A 17085-nucleotide genomic window follows, 5' to 3' on the forward strand; every position below is an offset into this window, starting at 1 on the left:
CCACGTGAGGGCCGGGTGCCCCTCACTGAGCGGTGCGCTGCTCAGGGATGGTGTCGGGCTCGTCATCGCCGCTGTCCTGGAACTCGGCGATCTCCTCACGGGTGAGGCGCTCCTCGGCGAGGATCTCGCTGAGCATGTCGCGAAGTTCGCTGCGCACGAAGTCGCGGGTGGCGACGTCGTTCATGGCCAGGCGCAGGGCGGCGATCTCCCGGGTGAGGAACTCGGTGTCCTCCAGGTTGCGCTGGGCGCGCTGGCGGTCCTGCTCGGCGGTGACGCGGTCGCGGTCGTCCTGCCGGTTCTGGGCCAGCATGATGAGGGGGGCCGAGTAGGAGGCCTGGGTGGAGAAGGCCAGGTTGAGCAGGATGAAGGGGTAGGCGTCCCAGGCCTTCTGCATCTTGGCCAGGATGAGGTTCGCCACGATCCACACAGCGACGAAGATCGACATGTAGAGCACGAACTTGGGCGAGCCCATGAAGCGGGCGGTGGCCTCGGCGAAGCGGCCGAAGCCGTCCGAGCGCGAGGCGTGGGCCGGATGCGTCCTGCGCAGCCACCGCAGGCGGCTGTCGGGCAAGGGCTGGTCGAGCTGATCAGGCATTGGCGCCCCTCTCGATCGTCTCGTCGGTGACGGCCTCGTCGGCCACGCGCCAGTCGTCGGGCATGAGGTGGTCCAGGACGTCGTCGACACTGACGGCGCCCAGCAGGCGCCCGGCGTCATCGAGGACCGGCAGGGCCGTCAGGTTGTAGGTGGCCAGCAGGCGGGTGACGGTACCGATGGAGTCCTCGGGGCGCACGGAGTCGACGTCGGTGTCCACGATGGAGCCGACCATGCGCTGAGGGCGCTCGCGCAGGGCCCGCTGGAAGTGGATCATGCCCACGAACTTGCCGGTGGGGGACTCCAGGGGCGGGCGGCACACGAAGCCGACGGCGGCCAGGGCGGGAGGGACCTCGGCCTTGCGGGACTGAGCCAGGAAGGTCGCCACCGTCGACTCGGGGGGCAGGATGATCGGCTCGGTGGTCATCAGGCCGCCGGCGGTGTACTCGTCGTAGGCCATGAGGCGGCGCACGTCCTCGGCCTCCTCGGGCTCCATGAGGCCCAGCAGCTCGGCGGCCTTGAGCTGGGGGAGGTCGGCGACCAGGTCGGCGGCGTCGTCGGGCTGCATGGCGTCCAGGACGTGGGCGGCGCGCCCGGCCTCCAAGCGGGACAGGAGGGCGACGGCGTCCTCGTTGCCGAGCTCCTCCAGGACGTCGGCCAGGCGCTCATCGGTCAGCTCTGCGGCCACGCGCATCTGGCTGTCCTGGGGCAGGTCGCGCATGACGTCGGCCAGGTCGGCGGGCTTGAGGTCCTCCAGAGTGGCCAGTAGTGCGGTGGCGCCCTGCTGGTCGGCGCTGGCGGCCAGGCCGCTGACCTCGTCGGGGCGCACCGTGAAGGTCTCCCCGCGGCGCAGACCCAGAGGGCCTGAGGAGGCCCGCTGGACGAACAGGCGGGTCACCTTCCAGTCCATGCCGCGGTCGCGCTCGATGGCCACGTCGCGCACCGTGACGTTGCCCGAGCCGTCGCGCATGGTGACCACCCGGTCCAGCAGCTCGCCGACGACCAGGGTCTCCACGTGGCGCTGGGTGAAGCGGCGGATGTTCATCAGGCCCGTGGTGATGACGGCTCCGGGCTCGATGGCGGTGATCCTCGACAGGGGCAGAAAGACGCGGCGCCGGCTGGAGACCTCGATGACGAAGCCGACGGCCCTGGGTTCTCCGCGCATCTGCAGCAGGACGACGACGTCATGGACCTTGCCCACCTCATCGCCCAAGGGATCGAAGACGGAGGTGCCGATGAGGCGGGCCACAAAAACCCTGCTGGTCGTGCGCGTCCTGGTGTTCTCCACAAGCCAAGCCTATGCGCCTGAGGCGTGATTGCCTGTCGAAGGGTCCGTACCGCGTGCCCGCGCGTGCGACGATAGCCCCCATGAGTGCCAATCCGAGCCCGTTGTCCTCCCTGACCTCGTCCAGTGGTGGTGTCATGCCCCAGGGGGAGGAGGTGGCCTCCTTCGCGACCTACCCCGAGGCGCAGAGGGCGGTCGACGCTCTGTCGGACCAGGGCTTCCCGGTGCAGCACCTGGCGATCATCGGAACCGACCTGCGTCAGGTCGAGCGCATCACCGGGCGTATGAGCTGGGGGAGGGCGGCGATGTCGGGGGCTCTCAACGGCCTGTGGATCGGGGTGTTCTTCGGCATCATCATGTCGGTGGCCGCCAGCAGCGGTCCCAGGCTCAACTTCTGGGCCTGTGTCCTGCTGGGGGTGCTGTGGGGGATCATCTTCCAGCTCTTCAGCTACGCCCTGACCCGGGGGCGGCGCGACTTCACCTCCATCAGTCAGGTCGTGGCCTCGCGCTACTCGATCCTCGCCGCCCGGGAGATTCACGAGGCCAGCCAGGCTCTGGCCGACGTCCCGGGCAACCTCGCGCGTGGGGCGGGCGCGCTGCGGCGCTCCCAGGAGCGGCGTCGTGCGCGACAGGAGGCCCCCGGGCCCACCGCCTTCGGCTCGCGCCCCGACGAGCAGCCCCGCTTCGGGGTGCGCCTGCCGCAGCCCGGCAGTGACGCTCCTGAGCGGACCCCCACCGCCTCGGCCGGCTCCGCCTCCGGCGCCCCGGCCGTTGCCGAGGACTACGACCCCTTCCTGCGTCCCTCGCGATCGGAGGGTCGCAAGGAGCCGGGGGCCCCGGCGTCGTCGCAGGAGTCCGGCGATGAGACCGGCTCCGGTGACAAGGGCTGAGCGGCACTGAGGGACGAGGGAGCGCGACAATGAGCATTCCGGTGGGGCTGTCGACCGCCTGCGTGGTTCCCGGCAGTGTTCCCGACACCTTCGCCATCGCCCAGGAGCTGGGCTACGACGGCGTCGAGATCATGGTCTGGAGCGAGAAGGCATCCCAGGACGCCACCCGGCTGGCGGCCCTGGTGGAGAAGCACGACCAGCCGGTGCTGGCGGTCCATGCCCCCACGCTGCTGGTGACCCGTGGGGTCTTCGGCGCCGATCCGTGGGACAAGGTGGACCGCTCCATCGAGCTGGCCCACTACCTCGAGGCGCCCACGGTGGTGCTGCACCCGCCCTTCTTCTGGCAGACCCGCTACGCGCGCTCCTTCATCGCCGGGGTCGCGCAGCGCGAGGCGACCACGGGCATCCACCTGGCGGTGGAGAACATGTTCACCTGGCGGCCCCGCCACGCCCACTCCACGCGCGACTTCCAGGCCTACTCGCCCACCTGGGACCCGGTGGGGCAGGGCTACAAGTCAGTGACGCTGGACATCTCCCACGCCGCCACCTCCGGCTCCGACGCCCTGGCCATGGCCCGCGCGCTGGGGCCCACGCTGCGCCACCTGCACCTGACCGACGGCGTGCCCGGGCCCCTGGACGACCACCTGCTGCCCGGGCAGGGCAACCAGGACTGCGCCGGGGTCCTCAAGCACCTAGTGGCCACCGGCTTCGAGGCCGGTGGAGGACAGGTCGTCGTCGAGGTGACCACCCGGTCCATGACGGCCGCCCAGCGTCTCGAGGGCCTCGCCAGCGCGCTGGCCTTCGCCCGTGAGCACCTGGAAGGTGGGGAGCCGGCTCACATTCCCGAGCCGACCCGCAAACGCTACCGCCGTTCCTGACCCGGCCTAGCAGTAGGCGGCCTCGTGCTCGAGGTGCGAGACGGGCTCGAGCTGGAGGGTCGCATGCTGGATCCTGACCGGGAAGTGCTCGGCCACGCAGTTCTGGAGCCGGTCGAGGATCTCCTCGGTGTGACCGTCGCGCAGGCACTCGTCGCGCACGACGACGTGCGCGGTCAGCACCGGCATGCCCGAGGCGACGGTCCAGGCATGCAGGTCGTGGACCTCCTCGACGTGGTCGATGCCGAGCATGTGCGAGCGCACCTGCGCCAGGTCCAGCTCCCGGGGAGTGAAGTCCATGAGCACCGCCAGGGCCGAGCGCAGCAGCGTCACCGCCCGGGGCAGGATGAGGACGGCGATGAGCAAGGAGGCCACGGCGTCGGCCCGCGTCCAGCCGGTGCGGGCCACGACGGCGGCAGCGATGATGACGCCCACTGATCCCAGGGCGTCATTGAGGACCTCCAGCAGAGCGGCCCTCATGTTGAGGTTCTCGCCGTGTCCGTCATGCCCCCGGCCGCCAGAGAGGACCAGCAGCGCGATGACGTTGGCGGCCAGACCGATGACACCCATGACGAGCATGCCCGAGGCCTCGACCTGCGGGGCTACCAGCAGGTTGTGAACCGCCTTGAAGGCCACGAAGAGCCCGACGACGGCGAGCATGCCCGCCTGGAGCGCGGCCCCGATGACCTCGGCGCGACGCATGCCCCAGGTGGAGCGGTCCGTGGCCGGACGCGTGGACAGCTGGGCGGCCGTCAGGGCCATGGCCAGGCCGGCGACGTCGGTGAGCATGTGCCCGGCGTCGGCCAGCAGCGCCAGCGATCCGGTGACAAGGGCGGTGACGATCTCGGCCACCAGGACCGTGGTCGACAGGCACAGGGCGACCAGGAGCCGACCGCGTGAGGCCCCGGCGCCGTGGTTGTGCGAGTGACCGTGGGAGTGGTGGTGGGAATGGGTGTCGGGCTCGTGACCGGCTGGGGTGCTCACTGCGGCTCCTTGCTCCGGCTCGCTCCGTCCGCGGAGATGATGGCGGCCAAGGACTCGGCAGCGGCCAGGACCTGCTCGATGGCCTCGGGATTCTCGATCCGGCTGACGTTGGCCCGTCCGTGGGAGTGGCTGGAGATGAGACCGGCGCTGCGCAGGATCGCCAGGTGCTGGGAGACGGTCGACTGGGCCAGGCCCAGGTGCTCGGTCAGCTCCACCACCCGGTGTTCGCCGCCGTGGAGGTGGCGCAGGATCGCCAGGCGGGTGGCGTCCCCCAGGACATCGAGCAGGGAGGCCACGGTGGAGGCCTCGCGCACAGCGCCGTGGTCCTGGGGGCGGTCCTCGGGCAGCAGCCCATGTTTCATCGTCATACGGCGATGCTATCTACGAATAACGATGAGCGGCAAGGGAGGTGACCGAGCAGTCAGTCGGCAGTCAGTCGGCGATGAGCCCGCTCACCCAGGCCTCGACCTCCTCCACGGTGCGGGGCACGTCCTGAGTGAGACGCTCCACGCTGCCGTCCTCGCGCACCACGACGTCGTCCTCGATGCGCACGCCCGTGCCACGCATCTCGGTGGGCACCAGCAGGTCGTCCTCGCGGAAGTACAGTCCCGGCTCGATGGTGAAGCACATGCCCGGCTTGAGCTCGGCCTCCATGTACATCTCGCGGCGCGCCTGGGCGCAGTCGTGGACATCCAGGCCCAGGTGGTGGCTGGTGCCGTGCACCATCCAGCGCCGGTGGTACTGGCCCTCGGGGGCCAGGGAGTCGGCGGCGCTGACGCCCTCGGGCAGCATCCCCCACTCCTCCAGGCGGGCGGCGATCACCTCCATGGCGGCGGCGTGGACGTCCTTGAAGCGGCAGCCCGGCGTGCCCGCACGGGCGAAGGCGGCGTCGGCGGCGTCGAGAACCGCCTGGTAGATCCGGCGCTGAGCCTCGGTGAAGCGACCATCGACCGGGATCGTGCGAGTGACGTCAGCGGTGTAGAGGGAGTCGACCTCGACGCCGGCGTCCACCAGGACCAGCTGGCCGGGCTCGACGGCGCCGTCGTTGTTGATCCAGTGCAGGGTGTTGGCGTGGTTGCCGGCCGCGGCGATCGTGTCATAGCCCAGGCCGTTGCCCTCCTCGCGGGCCTTGGCCCCGAAGGCCCCTTCCAGGACCCGCTCACCGCGCCAGTGGCCGCGGGCCCGGGGGATGGAGCGGATGAGGTCGTCGAAGCCGGCCTTGGTGGCGGCGACGGCGGCACGCAGCTGGTCGATCTCCCAGGGGTCCTTGATCAGGCGCAGCTCGCTGGCGGCCTCGGCCAGACCGGCGTCGACCTCCGCGGCGCCCTGGCCGGTCTGCAGCCCGACCTTCTCCCGCGTGGTGGTCACCAGAGCGGTGACGGACTCATCGGCCTCGGCGACGACGCGCAGCTGCACCGCGTCGGGACCGGCATCCTTGGCCAGCGCGTCGGGAAGGGAGTCGATGTGGGCGCAGCGCATGCCGGTGGAGGCCTCGACCTCCTCCAGGGAGGGCCGCACCCCCACCCACAGCTCGCCGTAGCGGGGGTCGCCGTAGAACTCTTGGCTGGATCGCGAGGCCCGGGGCCGGAAGTAGAGGACTGCCTCATGCGTCGGGGCGACGTCGTCGGTGTCATCGGAGCCGTCCGGGGAACCGGCGTCCTGACTCGGCTCGGTGAGGGGGTCCAGGACGAGCACGGCATCCGGCTCGAAGTCCGTGCCGGTTCCGGCCAGGTGGGCGAAGGCGCTGTGGGGCCTGAACCGGTAGTCGCAGTCGTTGTTGCGCACCTTGAGCGCGCCCGCGGGGAGCACCAGACGCTCGCCGGGGAAGAGCCTGCCGAGGGCCTCACGGCGGGCGGCCGCCCAGGGAGCCGCCTCGCTGCGGGCGGGCAGACCCTCGGGACGCGGCCCCCACCCCGAGCCGATGAAGTCACGGAAGGCCTGGTTCTCGGGCTGGCGGGACCGGTTGGAGCCTCGCGCCGCCAAGGACTGGGGGGCCTCCTGCGAGGAGGCGGGGGACTCGTCGGACGGGTGGTTGTCTGCGGGAGAAGTCGGTGTCATAGGGGCATCATCCCACTGTTGGGCCCCAACCTGCGCTCGGTGGGGGCTCAGAATCGGGGACGGCTCAGTCCTGCTCATCGGCCGGGAAGCGCACCCCCACCTGGCGACGGGCCTCCTGCAGAACCCCGACCGCCGCCACGGAGCGGCTCAACGGGTGCAGATCGGACTGGCGCGCTCCGGCCCGTACCAGGCGGCACACCTCGGCCAGCTCGTAGGCGAGCTGGTGACCGGGCGCCTCAGCGCCGCGCTCGACCGACAGGTCCTCACCCGTGCCCGTCGCCGCCGTCGGGCCGCGCAGCCCAATGCGCCGGGGCCACTGGCAGTCGTCAATGCTCAGCACGTCATGGTCCCCGGCGAAGCTCGACTCCATCCCCGGGGAGGTCTTGGAGTGCAGGCAGACGACCTCCAGCCCGGCGTGCTCACCGCAGTCGTAGGACAGGACCACCGTGCCCCGTGCGTCCACACCGCACTCCAACAGCGTCCCCGTGGCCGTCACCCGCTCCGGCTCACCGAAGAGGTGAATGGCCAGGCTGACCGGGTAGATGCCCAGATCCATGAGGGAGCCGCCGCCCAGAGCCGGATCGAAGGCCGGCGGCAGGCCACCGGAGCGGTAGACCTCCATCCGCGAGGAGAACTGCTCCTTTGACAGCACCACCCGGTGCAGCCGCCCCAGCCGCGGCAGCTGTTCGCGCAGCCGAGCCACCCCGGGCTCGAAGGCGGACAGCCACCCCTCCATGAGGAAGCGGTCGGCCGCCCGTGCCGCCTTCACCATCGCCTCGGCCTGCGAGCGCGTCAGAGCGAAGGGCTTCTCCACCACCACGTGAAAACCTGCCTCCAGGGCCGCGATCGCGTGCTGCGCGTGCAGGGAGTTGGGGGAACCCACATGGATGACGTCGATCGGGTCGGGCGAGCCCGGGCCGTGCGCGGCGAGCATCTCCTCAAGCGAGGCATAGGCATGCGCAATCCCGTGCTCGGTGGCGAAGGCGGCGGCGCGCTCGCGGTGGGCGGAGGTGACGGCCACGATCTGTGCACCCGGCTCGCGGGCAACGGCCTCGGCGAACCAGCGGGCGATGAAACCGGCCCCGATCACCCCGAAGCGGACCGGGGCGTCGTCGGTACGCCGCGTGGTGGGCGCAGTACTGCTCATACGGCTCGGCTCGCTCATGCCGTCCAGTCTTCCACGCCTCCCTGCGCGCTGCCTGCACTTACCTACACTGTCCCGGTGCGCATCGACCCCCACACCCACTCGGCCTGCTCCGACGGCACCGACTCGCCTGCCGAGCTCATGACGAAGGCGGCCGGGGCCGGCCTCGACGTCGTCGGTCTGACCGACCACGACACGATGTCCGGCTGGCAGGAGGCGGCCCGGGCCGTCCCGTTCGCCGGCGTCGCCCTGCTGCGCGGCACCGAGATCTCCTGCGCCGCCGACGGGGTCACCCTCCACCTGCTGTCCTACCTGCACCGGGCCGACGACGCCGGGCTGGAGGCCGCCTTCGCCCGCGCCCGCCGCTCGCGCGACAATCGGGCGCAACGGATGGTCGAACGCCTCAGTCAGGACTACCCGGTCACCTGGGAGGACGTCCTGACCCAGTCGGCCGACTCCCACACGATCGGCCGGCCCCACATCGCCGACGCCCTCGTGGCGGCCGGCTCCTTCCCCGATCGCAACGCCGCCTTCGCCGGGCCGCTGGCCACCTCCTCGCCCTACTACGTGCACCACTGGGCGCTGGACCCGGTGGAGGCCTGCCGCCTGGTGCGCGCCGCCGGTGGGGTCCCGGTGGCGGCCCACCCGCGCGCCGCCTCCCGCCAGCGCCGCCTCGTGCCCGATGAGACCTTCGCCCAGATGGCCGAGGCCGGCCTGGCGGCCCTGGAGATGAACCATCGCGACCAGGACCCCGAGCAGCGCGAGCAGGTTCGCCTCCTGGCCCAGCGCCTGGGCCTGGGGCTGTCGGGGGCCTCGGACTACCACGGCACCGGTAAGCCCAATCGCCTGGGGGAGAACCTCATGCCGCCCGAGCTGCTGGAACAGATCCTTGACGAGGGCGCCCTCGACCTCGTCCGCCCCTGAGGGCCGACCGGCCACGGCACCCGACTCCCGCCGAGCGGCGGTGATAGAAACGCCCCATGCTGCAGTCCGTCTTCGACACCACGGTCTTCGCCACGACCTTCACCACGCTCCTGGTCATCCAGGACCCGTTGGGCGCCATCCCGATCTTCCTGTCCCTGACCTCGCGGCAGACACCCCCTGAGCGCGCCGCCTCTGCACGCCAGGCCACGGTCGTCTCCTTCGCCGTCATCGTGCTCTTCGCAGTCTTCGGACGCTACATCCTGAAGTTCCTGGGGATCTCCGTGCCCTCCCTCCAGGTGGCCGGCGGACTGCTGCTGCTCCTGGTGGCCCTGGAGCTGCTGACCGACAAGGTCGATGAGAGCCCCGATCCTGACGCCGTCACCGCCAACGCCGCCCTCGTGCCCCTGGGCACGCCTCTGCTGGCCGGGCCGGGAGCCATTGTCGCGGCGATGGTCGCCGTGGACACCACCGGAGGCGGGGTGGCCGGGTGGGTCTCCGTGACGGCCGCGATCATCGGCACGCACATCGCCATCTGGGTCTCGCTGCGCTTCTCCCTGGGGCTCAACCGGGTGCTGGGCACCTCCGGCATCCGGATCCTCACTCGGGTCATGGGGCTGCTCCTGGCGGCCATCGCCGTCCAAATCATGGCCGACGGCGTCTTCGCCTTCCTGGAGACTCGCCTCTGAGCCGGGTCCGCTCCGGAGTCGGACAGCGGCTGAGACCCACGTGAGTCTCAGCCGCTGCTTGTCAGTCCTACTCGCCGGTGGTCCCGTCAACCGGGCGGCCGCCGCGCGTGCGCTTACGGGTGCGCTTGCGCCGGGGCTTGGCCTCGCCGTCGGCGGAGCGCCGGGAACGCTCACCGCGCTTGGAGTCCTTGGCGCCCCTGCCGCCGCGGCCCCGGCCGCGCTCCGAGCGCCCGCCCTGTCGGCCCGACTGCTTGCTGCGCCCACGCTTGCCGGTCTCACCCAGGTCCTCGATCTCCTCGGCGTCGAGCCCCTCCAGGGTGCGCTTGTGACGGGGCAGGCGGCCGGTGACCTTCTCCGGGATCGACAGGTCGGAGAACAGGTGCTCGCTGGTGTGGTAGGTCTCCACCGGCTCCTCGATGGGCAGGCCCAGAGCCTTGGCGATGATCCGCCAGCGCGGCACGTCGTCCCAGTCCACGAAGGTGACTGCCGTGCCGGAGTTGCCGGCGCGTCCGGTGCGCCCGATGCGGTGGACGTAGATCTTCTCGTCCTCGGGGCACTGGTAGTTGATGACGTGGGTGACGTCGTCGACGTCGATGCCCCGGGCGGCCACGTCGGTGGCCACCAGCACGTCCACCTTGTTGTTGCGGAAGGCGCGCAGGGCCTGCTCGCGGGCCCCCTGGCCGAGGTCGCCGTGCAGGGCCCCGGTGGCGAAACCGCGGGCGCGCAGGTCGTCAGCCACCCGCGCCGCCGTGCGCTTGGTGCGCGCGAAGATGATGGTGCGCCCGCGCCCCTCGGCCTGGAGGATCCGGGAGACGACCTCCACCTTGTTCATCGAGTGGGTGCGGTAGACGACCTGCTGGACCGTCTGAACGGTCATGCCCTCGTCGCCCGGGTCCTGGGCGCGAATGTGGGTGGGGCGGGTCATGTAGCGGCGCGCCAGGGCGACCACGGCCCCGGGCATGGTGGCGCTGAAGAGCATCGTGTGCCGGTCGGCGCGGGTGCGGGCCAGGATCTTCTCCACGTCGGGCAGGAATCCCAGGTCCAGCATCTCGTCGGCCTCGTCCAAGACGACGGTGGTGACGTGAGCCAGGTCCAGCACGCCGCGCTCCATGAGGTCGATGAGGCGGCCGGGCGTTCCCACGACGACCTCGGCTCCCCGCTCGAGGTCCTCGATCTGGGGCTCGTAGGCGCGCCCGCCGTAGACCTGGACGATGCGCACGGTGCGCTTGGCGGCAGCCGTGGACAGCTCCTCGGCGACCTGCTTGGCCAGCTCGCGGGTGGGCAGGATGACCAGGGCCTGGGGGCTGCCGGAGGCGGGATCCTCGTCCCAGCCCTCCTCCCCGGGGCCCAGAGTGTCCATGAGCAGAGGGATGCCGAAGCCCAGGGTCTTGCCGGTGCCGGTCTTGGCCTGACCGATGATGTCCTGTCCCTCCAGGGCCACCGGCAGGGTGAGGGCCTGGATGGGGAAGGGGTGGGTGATGCCCTTGGCGTCCAGGGCCTCGCAGATCTCCGGCTCGACACCGAAGTCGGCGAAGGTCTTGCGGCTCAGGTCGGTCTGGTCGCCCTCGTCGGTGATGTCAGGAGTGGCCTCGTCCAGGACGGGGGCGTGGGCGCCGGCCGTCTCGATGATCCCGGACGGGGCGGTCGTGGCGCCGGCAGCGGCGTCGGCACCCTCGATGGTGGTCTGGTCGTCTGTGGAGTTGTGGTCGGGCTCGACAGCGTCGGCCCCGTGCTGCTCGTTGCTCACGAGGTTCCTTGTCTTCTGATCGGGTTGAACCGCTCCGGCGCGGCTGTCGCTCGCGCGCACAGTTGGGTGCGCTGCGTGGGCGTTGGCGCCGTCGGATCTGGCAGCCGATCGCGAGTCATATCTGAGTCCATCTGACGACCGGGCAACCGTGGACGCCGTCAGCGTAGCGGGAAAACATGATGATGGCCTGTCTGGATGGGGAGGTGCGCCGTCGGCGTGGTCGATGTCACGGCTGTGCTTCACGCACGACAAGACCCGGATACGATGGTGGCCATGTCCCAGATGCCGACTCCGTCACCTCAGCCCAGCAGCGCCTCCACCCCGATGCAGGTCGGTCCTCACGAGCTGTCGGTCGTCGGAGTCGTCGCGATCTCCCGGACGGCGGCCTGCACCCGCTACGCCAAGGATGCCGACCGGGCTCCGCGGATGACGGCCCGGGTCGACCTGCTGCGCATGAGCGCCTGGGAGGTCGCCTCCTTCGACCGGGTCGTGGAGCTGGCCGCGACCCACGGCATCGACGCCCTGGGGGCGGCCGAGCGCTTCACCGACGTGCTGGGCGACTTCGACGAGCGGCTGCGGCCACTGGACTGGGCCGAGCGCCTGCTCAAGACCTACATCACCTTCGGGCTGCTCATCGACTTCGGGATGGCGCTGAGCGAGTCGTTGGAGGATCCCTTGCGCAGAGGGCTCGTCCACGAGCTCAGCCAGGACCCGATCAGCACCTACGCCATCGCCGAGCTGGAGGAGGTCATTGCGGCCGACCCACAGCTGGCCGCCCGGCTGGGGCTGTGGGGTCGGCGCGTCATCGGTGAGGAGATCGGAACCTTCCAGAGGCTCCTGGGGCAGTTCCCCGAGCTCCTCGGGCAGATGGCTCAGGAGCAGCTCCACTCGGTGCTGACCCAGGGGGCGGTCTCGCGCATGAGAGGGCTGGGCCTGAGGGTCTGACCGTCTCTCAGCACGTCCGAGCGGCTAAGATGTGAAGTGCCCAACAGTGGAGTAGTGCCCGTGTCGGTGGCGTGACAGGACCCGGGCTGCGTTGGGTAAGGTGTCCGCATCCACATCCTCATCACCCGATGTGAGAGTCGTGGCTCTCACATCCTGAAGGAGTTCCCATGAAGCGAAGCGTATGGATGGCCGCGTCCGCGGCCGTCGCCCTGTCCGTCGTCCCGGTCGGTGCGGCTGCTGCCGAGACGGACCCCGCTCCTGCCGCCGAGCAGGTGGCGCCGCAGTCCGGTGGCGCGAAGGCCGACGCTCCCCAGCCCGACACCCCCTCCCCGGCCGCTCCCAAGCCCGATGGCGACAAGCAGCCTGCCCCCGCCCCCGAGCCTGCTCCCGCCCCCGCGGAGGACGCGGGCAAGGCGGCCCCTCAGGCTCCGGGTGCCAACAACGCCGCGGCGCAGCAGGAGAACAAGCCGGAGGCTCCGGCTGAGCAGTCCCAGCCGAACCAGGGCGACCAGCAGCAGGGCGATCCTGCCGGTTCCCAGGCTGCTCCCGAGCAGCAGGCCCCGGCCCCCGAGCAGTCCTCTGAGGGAGGCGCCCCTGCGGCGGCCGAGGAGAGCGCCCCCCAGGGCGCCGCGGAGGCTCCCGGTGAGCAGGCCGCTGCACCCCGCGAGCAGGCTGCCTCTGGCCAGCAGGGCACCGCCACCGCAGGTCGCTCCACCCTCGCTCAGACCGGAGCGGGAACGACCGCCGCTTGGATGGTGCTGGGCACCGGTGCGACAGGCGCCGCCATGCTCATGGCTCGCCGTAGGCTGACCTACTGACACACATCGGTCCTTGACGTTGAGGAGAGGTCTGGCCCATGGATGACCGGATGCTCGACGGGGACAGGGTGCTGTGGTTCATCGGCGGCAGTCCTGAGCGTGCTCAGGAGGCCCTTGCCGCCGGACACGCCTGGACGCCCGAGCAGCGTGCGCAGCTCGAACAGATCGCAGCATCTGCCGGATATTCCCCTCAGCAGCCAGCCGGGTACCCGCCTGCTCAGCAGCAGGTGCCCGTTCAAGAGCCCGCGCCCGTGTACGGGGCGCCTGCACAGCCCGCGGCCTTTGATGGCGTATTCGGGGGCGACGGCGCTCGTGGCGGCACTGTGGACTACGGGGCGGCTCAGTCGACTCAGCCTGCTCAGCAGCCGGCTGCGGTCGCGCCGCCCCAGCCGCAGATGGCGACACCGACGCAGCCTCAGCCGCAGGGTTACCGGCTTCAGCCGTTGCCCGCGGTGACCGAGACGGAGGCGCCGCAGAGCGATGTCTCCCAGTACCCGAGCAGTGCTCCGCGTCGCGGTTGGGTCCTCCCAGTCGTAGCGGTCAGTGTGCTCGCCCTCGGGCTGGTCGGGGGTGCCCTGGGAGGGCACTGGCTGTGGCCCGGCAAGAGCGCGGAGGCTCCGTCGTCTCCCGCTGCGGCGGCCCCCGCTGCCAACAAGCCTGCGACCCTTCGCGCCGGCAGTGGTTCCTTCGTCTGCTCCTCGGGCGGCACCGGAGTCTCCTGCTGGGGCGCTGACGCCCAGGCCAACACTCAGGGCGCACGTGTCTCGCCGACGGCGGTGCCCGGCCTGGAGAAGGTCAAGGTGTCGGCGCTGAGCGTGGGCAAGGGCTTCGCCGTGGCCGTGGACGACTCGGGCAAGGTCTACGCCTGGGGCGCCAACGAGGTCGGCCAGCTCGGCAAGAAGACTGATGAGGCGCTGGTGAACCAGGCCGTGGAGGTCGGCAAGCTGCCGGCCGCTCCCACCGCGCTCGTCTCCGGTTACGAGCACACCTGTGCGCTCGCCAAGGGCACGGTCTGGTGCTTCGGCTCCAACCGCTACGGACAGGTCAACGGATCTGTCTCCGACACCCCATCAGGGCTGGTGAAGGTGGACAAGATCGACGGGGCCACCCAGATCGGCACCTCCGGCTATGACACGTGGGCCACGGTTGACAAGGGGACCTGGACCTGGGGGAACAACTCCTGGGGGCAGGCCGACCCCTCGCAGAGCGTGGTCAACGTGGCGCCGACCCTGATCCCTGCGAACAGCTGACGCCGGTATCGGCAACGCAGTAGCGCCCAGCCTCCTTCAGGAGGCTGGGCGCTCGACGTATGTTCCGACGACGCTTACTTGTCGCCCTTGAGGTGGTTCACCGCACCCTTGATGGCGTCCTTGGCGTCCTCGGCGACCTCCTTGATCTTGCCCTCCGCCTGCTGGAGCTTGCCCTCGGTCTCGGTCTCCTTGTTGCCAGTGACCTTGCCTGCGGCCTCCTTGGCCTTGCCGGCGATCCTGTCGAAGGTTCCGTTGTCGCTCATGAGAGTTCCTTTCCGTAGTGAGTCTCCACGAGGTGGAGACGTGGAGGATGGCTCGACTATACAGGCGTACATCTGAGACGACACCCGATATTCAGTGAGAGTTTCTATGGAGGCCACCTAGAACGTGTGACATATCCTATGTTACTGAGGGTGTGGTGGATCGTTTCCTCTCTCCGGCGTCGTTCGCCGCATCTCAGTGCCCGTAGACTTCAGGCAGCTCTCGTTCGAGAGCCTCCTGATACCGACACCGAGGTCGATCGCCCATGAGCAGTGCACCCGCGGACGTCCCCGCCGCCACCCGCGTCGAGAACGCCGGTCTTGACGTCATCTCCGAGTCCGATCGCAAGGGACGGCCGAGCGATCTCTTCATGCCCTGGTTCGCGGCCAACATCTCCGTGCTGGGACTGTCCTGGGGTGCCTGGGTCCTCGGATTCGGACTGTCCTTCTGGCAGGCGGTCGTCGCGGGCAGCGTCGGTGTCATCGTCTCCTTCCTCCTGTGCGGCGTCGTGGCCGTCCTGGGCAAACGAGGCAGCGCCCCCACCCTGGCACTGTCCCGAGCGGCCTTCGGTTACAACGGCAACCGCCTGTCCGCGGCCCTGTCCTGGATCCTCACGGTCGGCTGGGAGACCGTCCTGTGCGTTTCCGCCACCTTGGCCTCTGCGACGGTGTTCCAGGCCCTGGGCTGGCACAACCAGGTCGGCGCCCAGATCTTGGGCTTCCTGCTCACCGTCGGCCTGGCCGCCAGCGCTGGCATCCTCGGCTTCGAGGCGATCATGAGGGTCCAGACCTGGATCACCTGGGCCACCGGTGTCCTCACCGTCATCTACCTTGTCCTCGTCGCTCCTCAGATCAGCTTCCGCACACTCCTGGCCCTGCCGTCGGGTGGCCCCGCGGCCTTCATCGGAGCCCTGGTCATGGTGGCCACCGGCTTCGGCCTCGGTTGGGTCAATGCCGCCGCCGACTACTCCCGCTACCTGCCCCGCAAGGCCTCGACGGCCGGCGTCATCGGCTGGACCACGCTGGGATCGGCATTGCCCTGCGTGGTGCTCGTCTTCTTCGGCATCCTCCTGGTGGGCTCCGACGCCGAGCTCGGCCAGGCCATCAACACCGACCCCATCGGCGCCCTGACCACGATCCTGCCCACATGGTTCCTCATCCCCTTCGCGGTCGTCGCCATCCTGGGGCTGGCTGGCGGCATCATCATGGACCTGTACTCCTCGGGCCTGTCGCTCCTGGCAACCGGCCTGCCCGTGCGCCGACACGTGGCCACCTCCATCGACGCCACCATCATGACCGTGGGCACCATCGCCGTCATCTTCGGTGCCGATGACTTCCTCGGCCCCTTCCAAGGGTTCCTCACCACCCTGGGAGTCGTCATCGCCGCCTGGGCCGGAGTCATGGTCGCCGAGGTCATTCTGCGCAAGCGCGACTACGACGAGGAGGCCCTCTTCACACCCGACGGCGTCTACGGCTCAGTCAACTGGGAGGCCATCGCCCTCGTGGCTGCCGGTTCCGTCGTCGGCTGGGGGCTGGTCGTCAACTCGGCCGCCTCCTGGTTGTCCTGGCAGGGCTACCTGCTCGGGCCTCTCGGGGGCCGCGACGGGGCCTGGGCCGGAGCCAACCTCGGTGTGCTGGCCGCTCTGCTCATCGGTGTGCTCGGGCACCTCGTCCTCGGCCGAGGCCGGGTGACCCGCCAGGAGGCCCGTTCGTGAACGACAAGGCCACAGGCTTCGCCCTCGAGCCTGAGCGTCTGGAGGCCCTGAGCGCCTCTGCCGGCGCAGAAGGCCCGGGCCCGGCCGTGGAGGGCGCCCACCAGATCGCCCGACGCACCGGCGCGCCTCGCCACGACCTCCTGGTGGTCCTGGGATCCGGCGCCGCTGACGCCTTGGCGTCCTGGGGTGAGCCGGCTGCGAGCATGCGCCTGTCCGACTTGCCCGGGGTCATGGTCCCGGTCGCGCCGGGACATGAGGACCGCCTCGACTCCTATGTCGTCGCTCGTGGCCGGAAGGTGACCGGACAGGAGGTCGGGGGAGGTCGGCGCGTCCTCGTGGCCCGCGGACGGACCCACCTCTACGAGGGGCACGGGCCCGGACCCGTGGTCGCCCTGTCCCGTATCGCGGCCGCAGCCGGCGTACGTGAGGCCGTCCTGGTCAACGCCGGCGGCTGCCTGCGCAGCTGGCACATCGGCGAGGTCATGACGATCACCGACCACCTCAACCTCACCGGCTCCTCACCCTTCGACGGCCCGGTCTTCACTGACGTTCGCAGTGTGTGGGACGACGAGCTCGCTGACGTCCTGCGCGGTGTCACAGAGAGGTCAGGCGTCTATGCCGCTGTGCGCGGGCCGGAGTATCAGACCATGGCGGAGACGCGAATGCTGGAGTCCGCCGGTGCCGACTGTGTCGGCATGTCCACCGTCCTGGAAGCCATCGCCCTGCACCAGCTCGGGGTGCGCGTGGCCGGCATGAGCGTCGTCTCCGACCTGTCCTTCGCCCAGGCGCCCACCGATCCCGACGAGGTCGTCCGACTCGCGGCCGGTGCGCACACGACGATCGCCGCCGGCACCGAGGCGGTGCTGGCGGCGATGTCCTGAGCTGCCGACGTCGAGGCGAGTCGCAGGGGAT

The 17085-nt window shown here is 70.4% G+C and carries 17 protein-coding genes; 9 read left to right on the forward strand and 8 right to left on the reverse strand.

Annotation, left to right across the window (positions count from 1 at the left end; translation table 11 throughout):
• Positions 1–22: 22 nt before the first annotated feature.
• Both FK267_RS12425 and FK267_RS12430 read right to left on the reverse strand, forming a co-directional pair.
• On the reverse strand, positions 23–595 hold the full coding sequence (locus tag FK267_RS12425) for a DUF1003 domain-containing protein (RefSeq protein WP_141407383.1): 573 nt from the start codon (positions 593–595) through the stop codon (positions 23–25).
• Positions 588–1880, reverse strand: a complete 1293-nt coding sequence (locus FK267_RS12430; protein WP_075377748.1) for a magnesium transporter MgtE N-terminal domain-containing protein — start codon at positions 1878–1880, stop codon at positions 588–590. Before FK267_RS12430 ends, FK267_RS12425 begins: the two co-directional genes overlap by 8 nt.
• 80 nt (positions 1881–1960) lie before the next feature.
• On the opposite strand from FK267_RS12430, the gene FK267_RS12435 reads away from it, so the two are divergent.
• The gene (locus FK267_RS12435) at positions 1961–2767 is read left to right on the forward strand and encodes a YflT domain-containing protein (RefSeq protein ID WP_141407384.1); all 807 of its coding nucleotides are present in this window, start codon (positions 1961–1963) and stop codon (positions 2765–2767) included.
• A 29-nt stretch (positions 2768–2796) separates the two neighbouring features.
• Positions 2797–3645, forward strand: coding sequence for a sugar phosphate isomerase/epimerase family protein (locus FK267_RS12440; RefSeq protein ID WP_070511819.1), 849 nt, complete (start codon positions 2797–2799; stop codon positions 3643–3645).
• Positions 3646–3651: 6 nt separating this feature from the next.
• On the opposite strand, the gene FK267_RS12445 is transcribed toward FK267_RS12440, so the two are convergent.
• The 4 genes from FK267_RS12445 to FK267_RS12460 all read right to left on the reverse strand — a co-directional run bounded on the left by FK267_RS12445 (position 3652) and on the right by FK267_RS12460 (position 7849).
• Positions 3652–4626, reverse strand: a complete 975-nt coding sequence (locus FK267_RS12445; protein ID WP_141407385.1) for a cation diffusion facilitator family transporter — start codon at positions 4624–4626, stop codon at positions 3652–3654.
• Positions 4623–4994 carry an ArsR/SmtB family transcription factor gene (locus FK267_RS12450; RefSeq protein ID WP_070511825.1) on the reverse strand — a complete coding sequence of 124 codons (372 nt, stop codon included), beginning with the start codon at positions 4992–4994 and terminating at the stop codon, positions 4623–4625. Before FK267_RS12450 ends, FK267_RS12445 begins: the two co-directional genes overlap by 4 nt.
• Positions 4995–5058: 64 nt before the next feature.
• Entirely contained in the window at positions 5059–6684 is a 1626-nt protein-coding gene (locus tag FK267_RS12455) for an aminopeptidase P family protein (RefSeq protein ID WP_141407386.1), read from the reverse strand.
• A 64-nt stretch (positions 6685–6748) separates the two neighbouring features.
• Positions 6749–7849: a Gfo/Idh/MocA family protein gene (locus FK267_RS12460; RefSeq protein ID WP_141407387.1), complete on the reverse strand. Its 1101-nt coding sequence runs from the start codon at positions 7847–7849 to the stop codon at positions 6749–6751.
• A gap of 57 nt (positions 7850–7906) precedes the next feature.
• On the opposite strand from FK267_RS12460, the gene FK267_RS12465 reads away from it, so the two are divergent.
• Both FK267_RS12465 and FK267_RS12470 read left to right on the forward strand, forming a co-directional pair.
• A complete protein-coding gene (locus tag FK267_RS12465) occupies positions 7907–8752 on the forward strand; it encodes a PHP domain-containing protein (RefSeq protein WP_141407388.1) in 846 nt (281 codons plus the stop codon).
• A 56-nt stretch (positions 8753–8808) separates the two neighbouring features.
• Entirely contained in the window at positions 8809–9438 is a 630-nt protein-coding gene (locus FK267_RS12470; protein ID WP_070511836.1) for a MarC family protein, read from the forward strand.
• Positions 9439–9505: 67 nt separating this feature from the next.
• On the opposite strand, the gene FK267_RS12475 is transcribed toward FK267_RS12470, so the two are convergent.
• Positions 9506–11185 carry a DEAD/DEAH box helicase gene (locus FK267_RS12475; RefSeq protein WP_141407389.1) on the reverse strand — a complete coding sequence of 560 codons (1680 nt, stop codon included), beginning with the start codon at positions 11183–11185 and terminating at the stop codon, positions 9506–9508.
• Between the two features lie 264 nt (positions 11186–11449).
• Here FK267_RS12475 and FK267_RS12480 point away from each other — a divergent pair, with 264 nt between their 5' ends.
• From FK267_RS12480 to FK267_RS12490, 3 genes are all read left to right on the forward strand, one after another.
• Entirely contained in the window at positions 11450–12130 is a 681-nt protein-coding gene (locus tag FK267_RS12480; RefSeq protein ID WP_198498172.1) for a ferritin-like fold-containing protein, read from the forward strand.
• Between the two features lie 167 nt (positions 12131–12297).
• On the forward strand, positions 12298–12948 hold the full coding sequence (locus FK267_RS12485) for a hypothetical protein (RefSeq protein WP_003789699.1): 651 nt from the start codon (positions 12298–12300) through the stop codon (positions 12946–12948).
• Between the two features lie 38 nt (positions 12949–12986).
• Complete coding sequence (locus tag FK267_RS12490) at positions 12987–14198, forward strand: RCC1 domain-containing protein (protein ID WP_141407391.1); 1212 nt, start codon at positions 12987–12989, stop codon at positions 14196–14198.
• Positions 14199–14272: 74 nt separating this feature from the next.
• Here FK267_RS12490 and FK267_RS12495 read toward each other — a convergent pair whose 3' ends face one another.
• Positions 14273–14461 carry a CsbD family protein gene (locus FK267_RS12495; protein ID WP_020991836.1) on the reverse strand — a complete coding sequence of 63 codons (189 nt, stop codon included), beginning with the start codon at positions 14459–14461 and terminating at the stop codon, positions 14273–14275.
• Positions 14462–14724: 263 nt separating this feature from the next.
• Here FK267_RS12495 and FK267_RS12500 point away from each other — a divergent pair, with 263 nt between their 5' ends.
• Together FK267_RS12500 and FK267_RS12505 are read left to right on the forward strand one after the other, a co-directional pair.
• On the forward strand, positions 14725–16173 hold the full coding sequence (locus FK267_RS12500; RefSeq protein ID WP_141407392.1) for a purine-cytosine permease family protein: 1449 nt from the start codon (positions 14725–14727) through the stop codon (positions 16171–16173).
• The gene (locus FK267_RS12505; RefSeq protein ID WP_141407393.1) at positions 16170–17054 is read left to right on the forward strand and encodes a purine-nucleoside phosphorylase; all 885 of its coding nucleotides are present in this window, start codon (positions 16170–16172) and stop codon (positions 17052–17054) included. The genes FK267_RS12500 and FK267_RS12505 overlap by 4 nt, the downstream gene beginning before the upstream one ends.
• Positions 17055–17085 lie beyond the last annotated feature (31 nt).

Origin of the sequence: Actinomyces oris (assembly GCF_006546825.1) — a bacterium.
Lineage (GTDB): Bacteria > Actinomycetota > Actinomycetes > Actinomycetales > Actinomycetaceae > Actinomyces > Actinomyces oris.

Bases quoted from the DNA above. Each gene is read 5' to 3' on its own strand.
- FK267_RS12500 (WP_141407392.1), top strand. From the start codon at position 14,725: ATGAGCAGTGCACCCGCGGACGTCCCCGCCGCCACCCGCGTCGAGAAC.
- FK267_RS12455 (WP_141407386.1), bottom strand. From the start codon at position 6,684: ATGACACCGACTTCTCCCGCAGACAACCACCCGTCCGACGAGTCCCCC.
- FK267_RS12480 (WP_198498172.1), top strand. From the start codon at position 11,450: ATGGTGGCCATGTCCCAGATGCCGACTCCGTCACCTCAGCCCAGCAGC.
- FK267_RS12470 (WP_070511836.1), top strand. From the start codon at position 8,809: ATGCTGCAGTCCGTCTTCGACACCACGGTCTTCGCCACGACCTTCACC.
- FK267_RS12450 (WP_070511825.1), bottom strand. From the start codon at position 4,994: ATGACGATGAAACATGGGCTGCTGCCCGAGGACCGCCCCCAGGACCAC.
- FK267_RS12490 (WP_141407391.1), top strand. From the start codon at position 12,987: ATGGATGACCGGATGCTCGACGGGGACAGGGTGCTGTGGTTCATCGGC.
- FK267_RS12495 (WP_020991836.1), bottom strand. From the start codon at position 14,461: ATGAGCGACAACGGAACCTTCGACAGGATCGCCGGCAAGGCCAAGGAG.
- FK267_RS12485 (WP_003789699.1), top strand. From the start codon at position 12,298: ATGAAGCGAAGCGTATGGATGGCCGCGTCCGCGGCCGTCGCCCTGTCC.
- FK267_RS12440 (WP_070511819.1), top strand. From the start codon at position 2,797: ATGAGCATTCCGGTGGGGCTGTCGACCGCCTGCGTGGTTCCCGGCAGT.
- FK267_RS12435 (WP_141407384.1), top strand. From the start codon at position 1,961: ATGAGTGCCAATCCGAGCCCGTTGTCCTCCCTGACCTCGTCCAGTGGT.
- FK267_RS12460 (WP_141407387.1), bottom strand. From the start codon at position 7,849: ATGAGCGAGCCGAGCCGTATGAGCAGTACTGCGCCCACCACGCGGCGT.
- FK267_RS12425 (WP_141407383.1), bottom strand. From the start codon at position 595: ATGCCTGATCAGCTCGACCAGCCCTTGCCCGACAGCCGCCTGCGGTGG.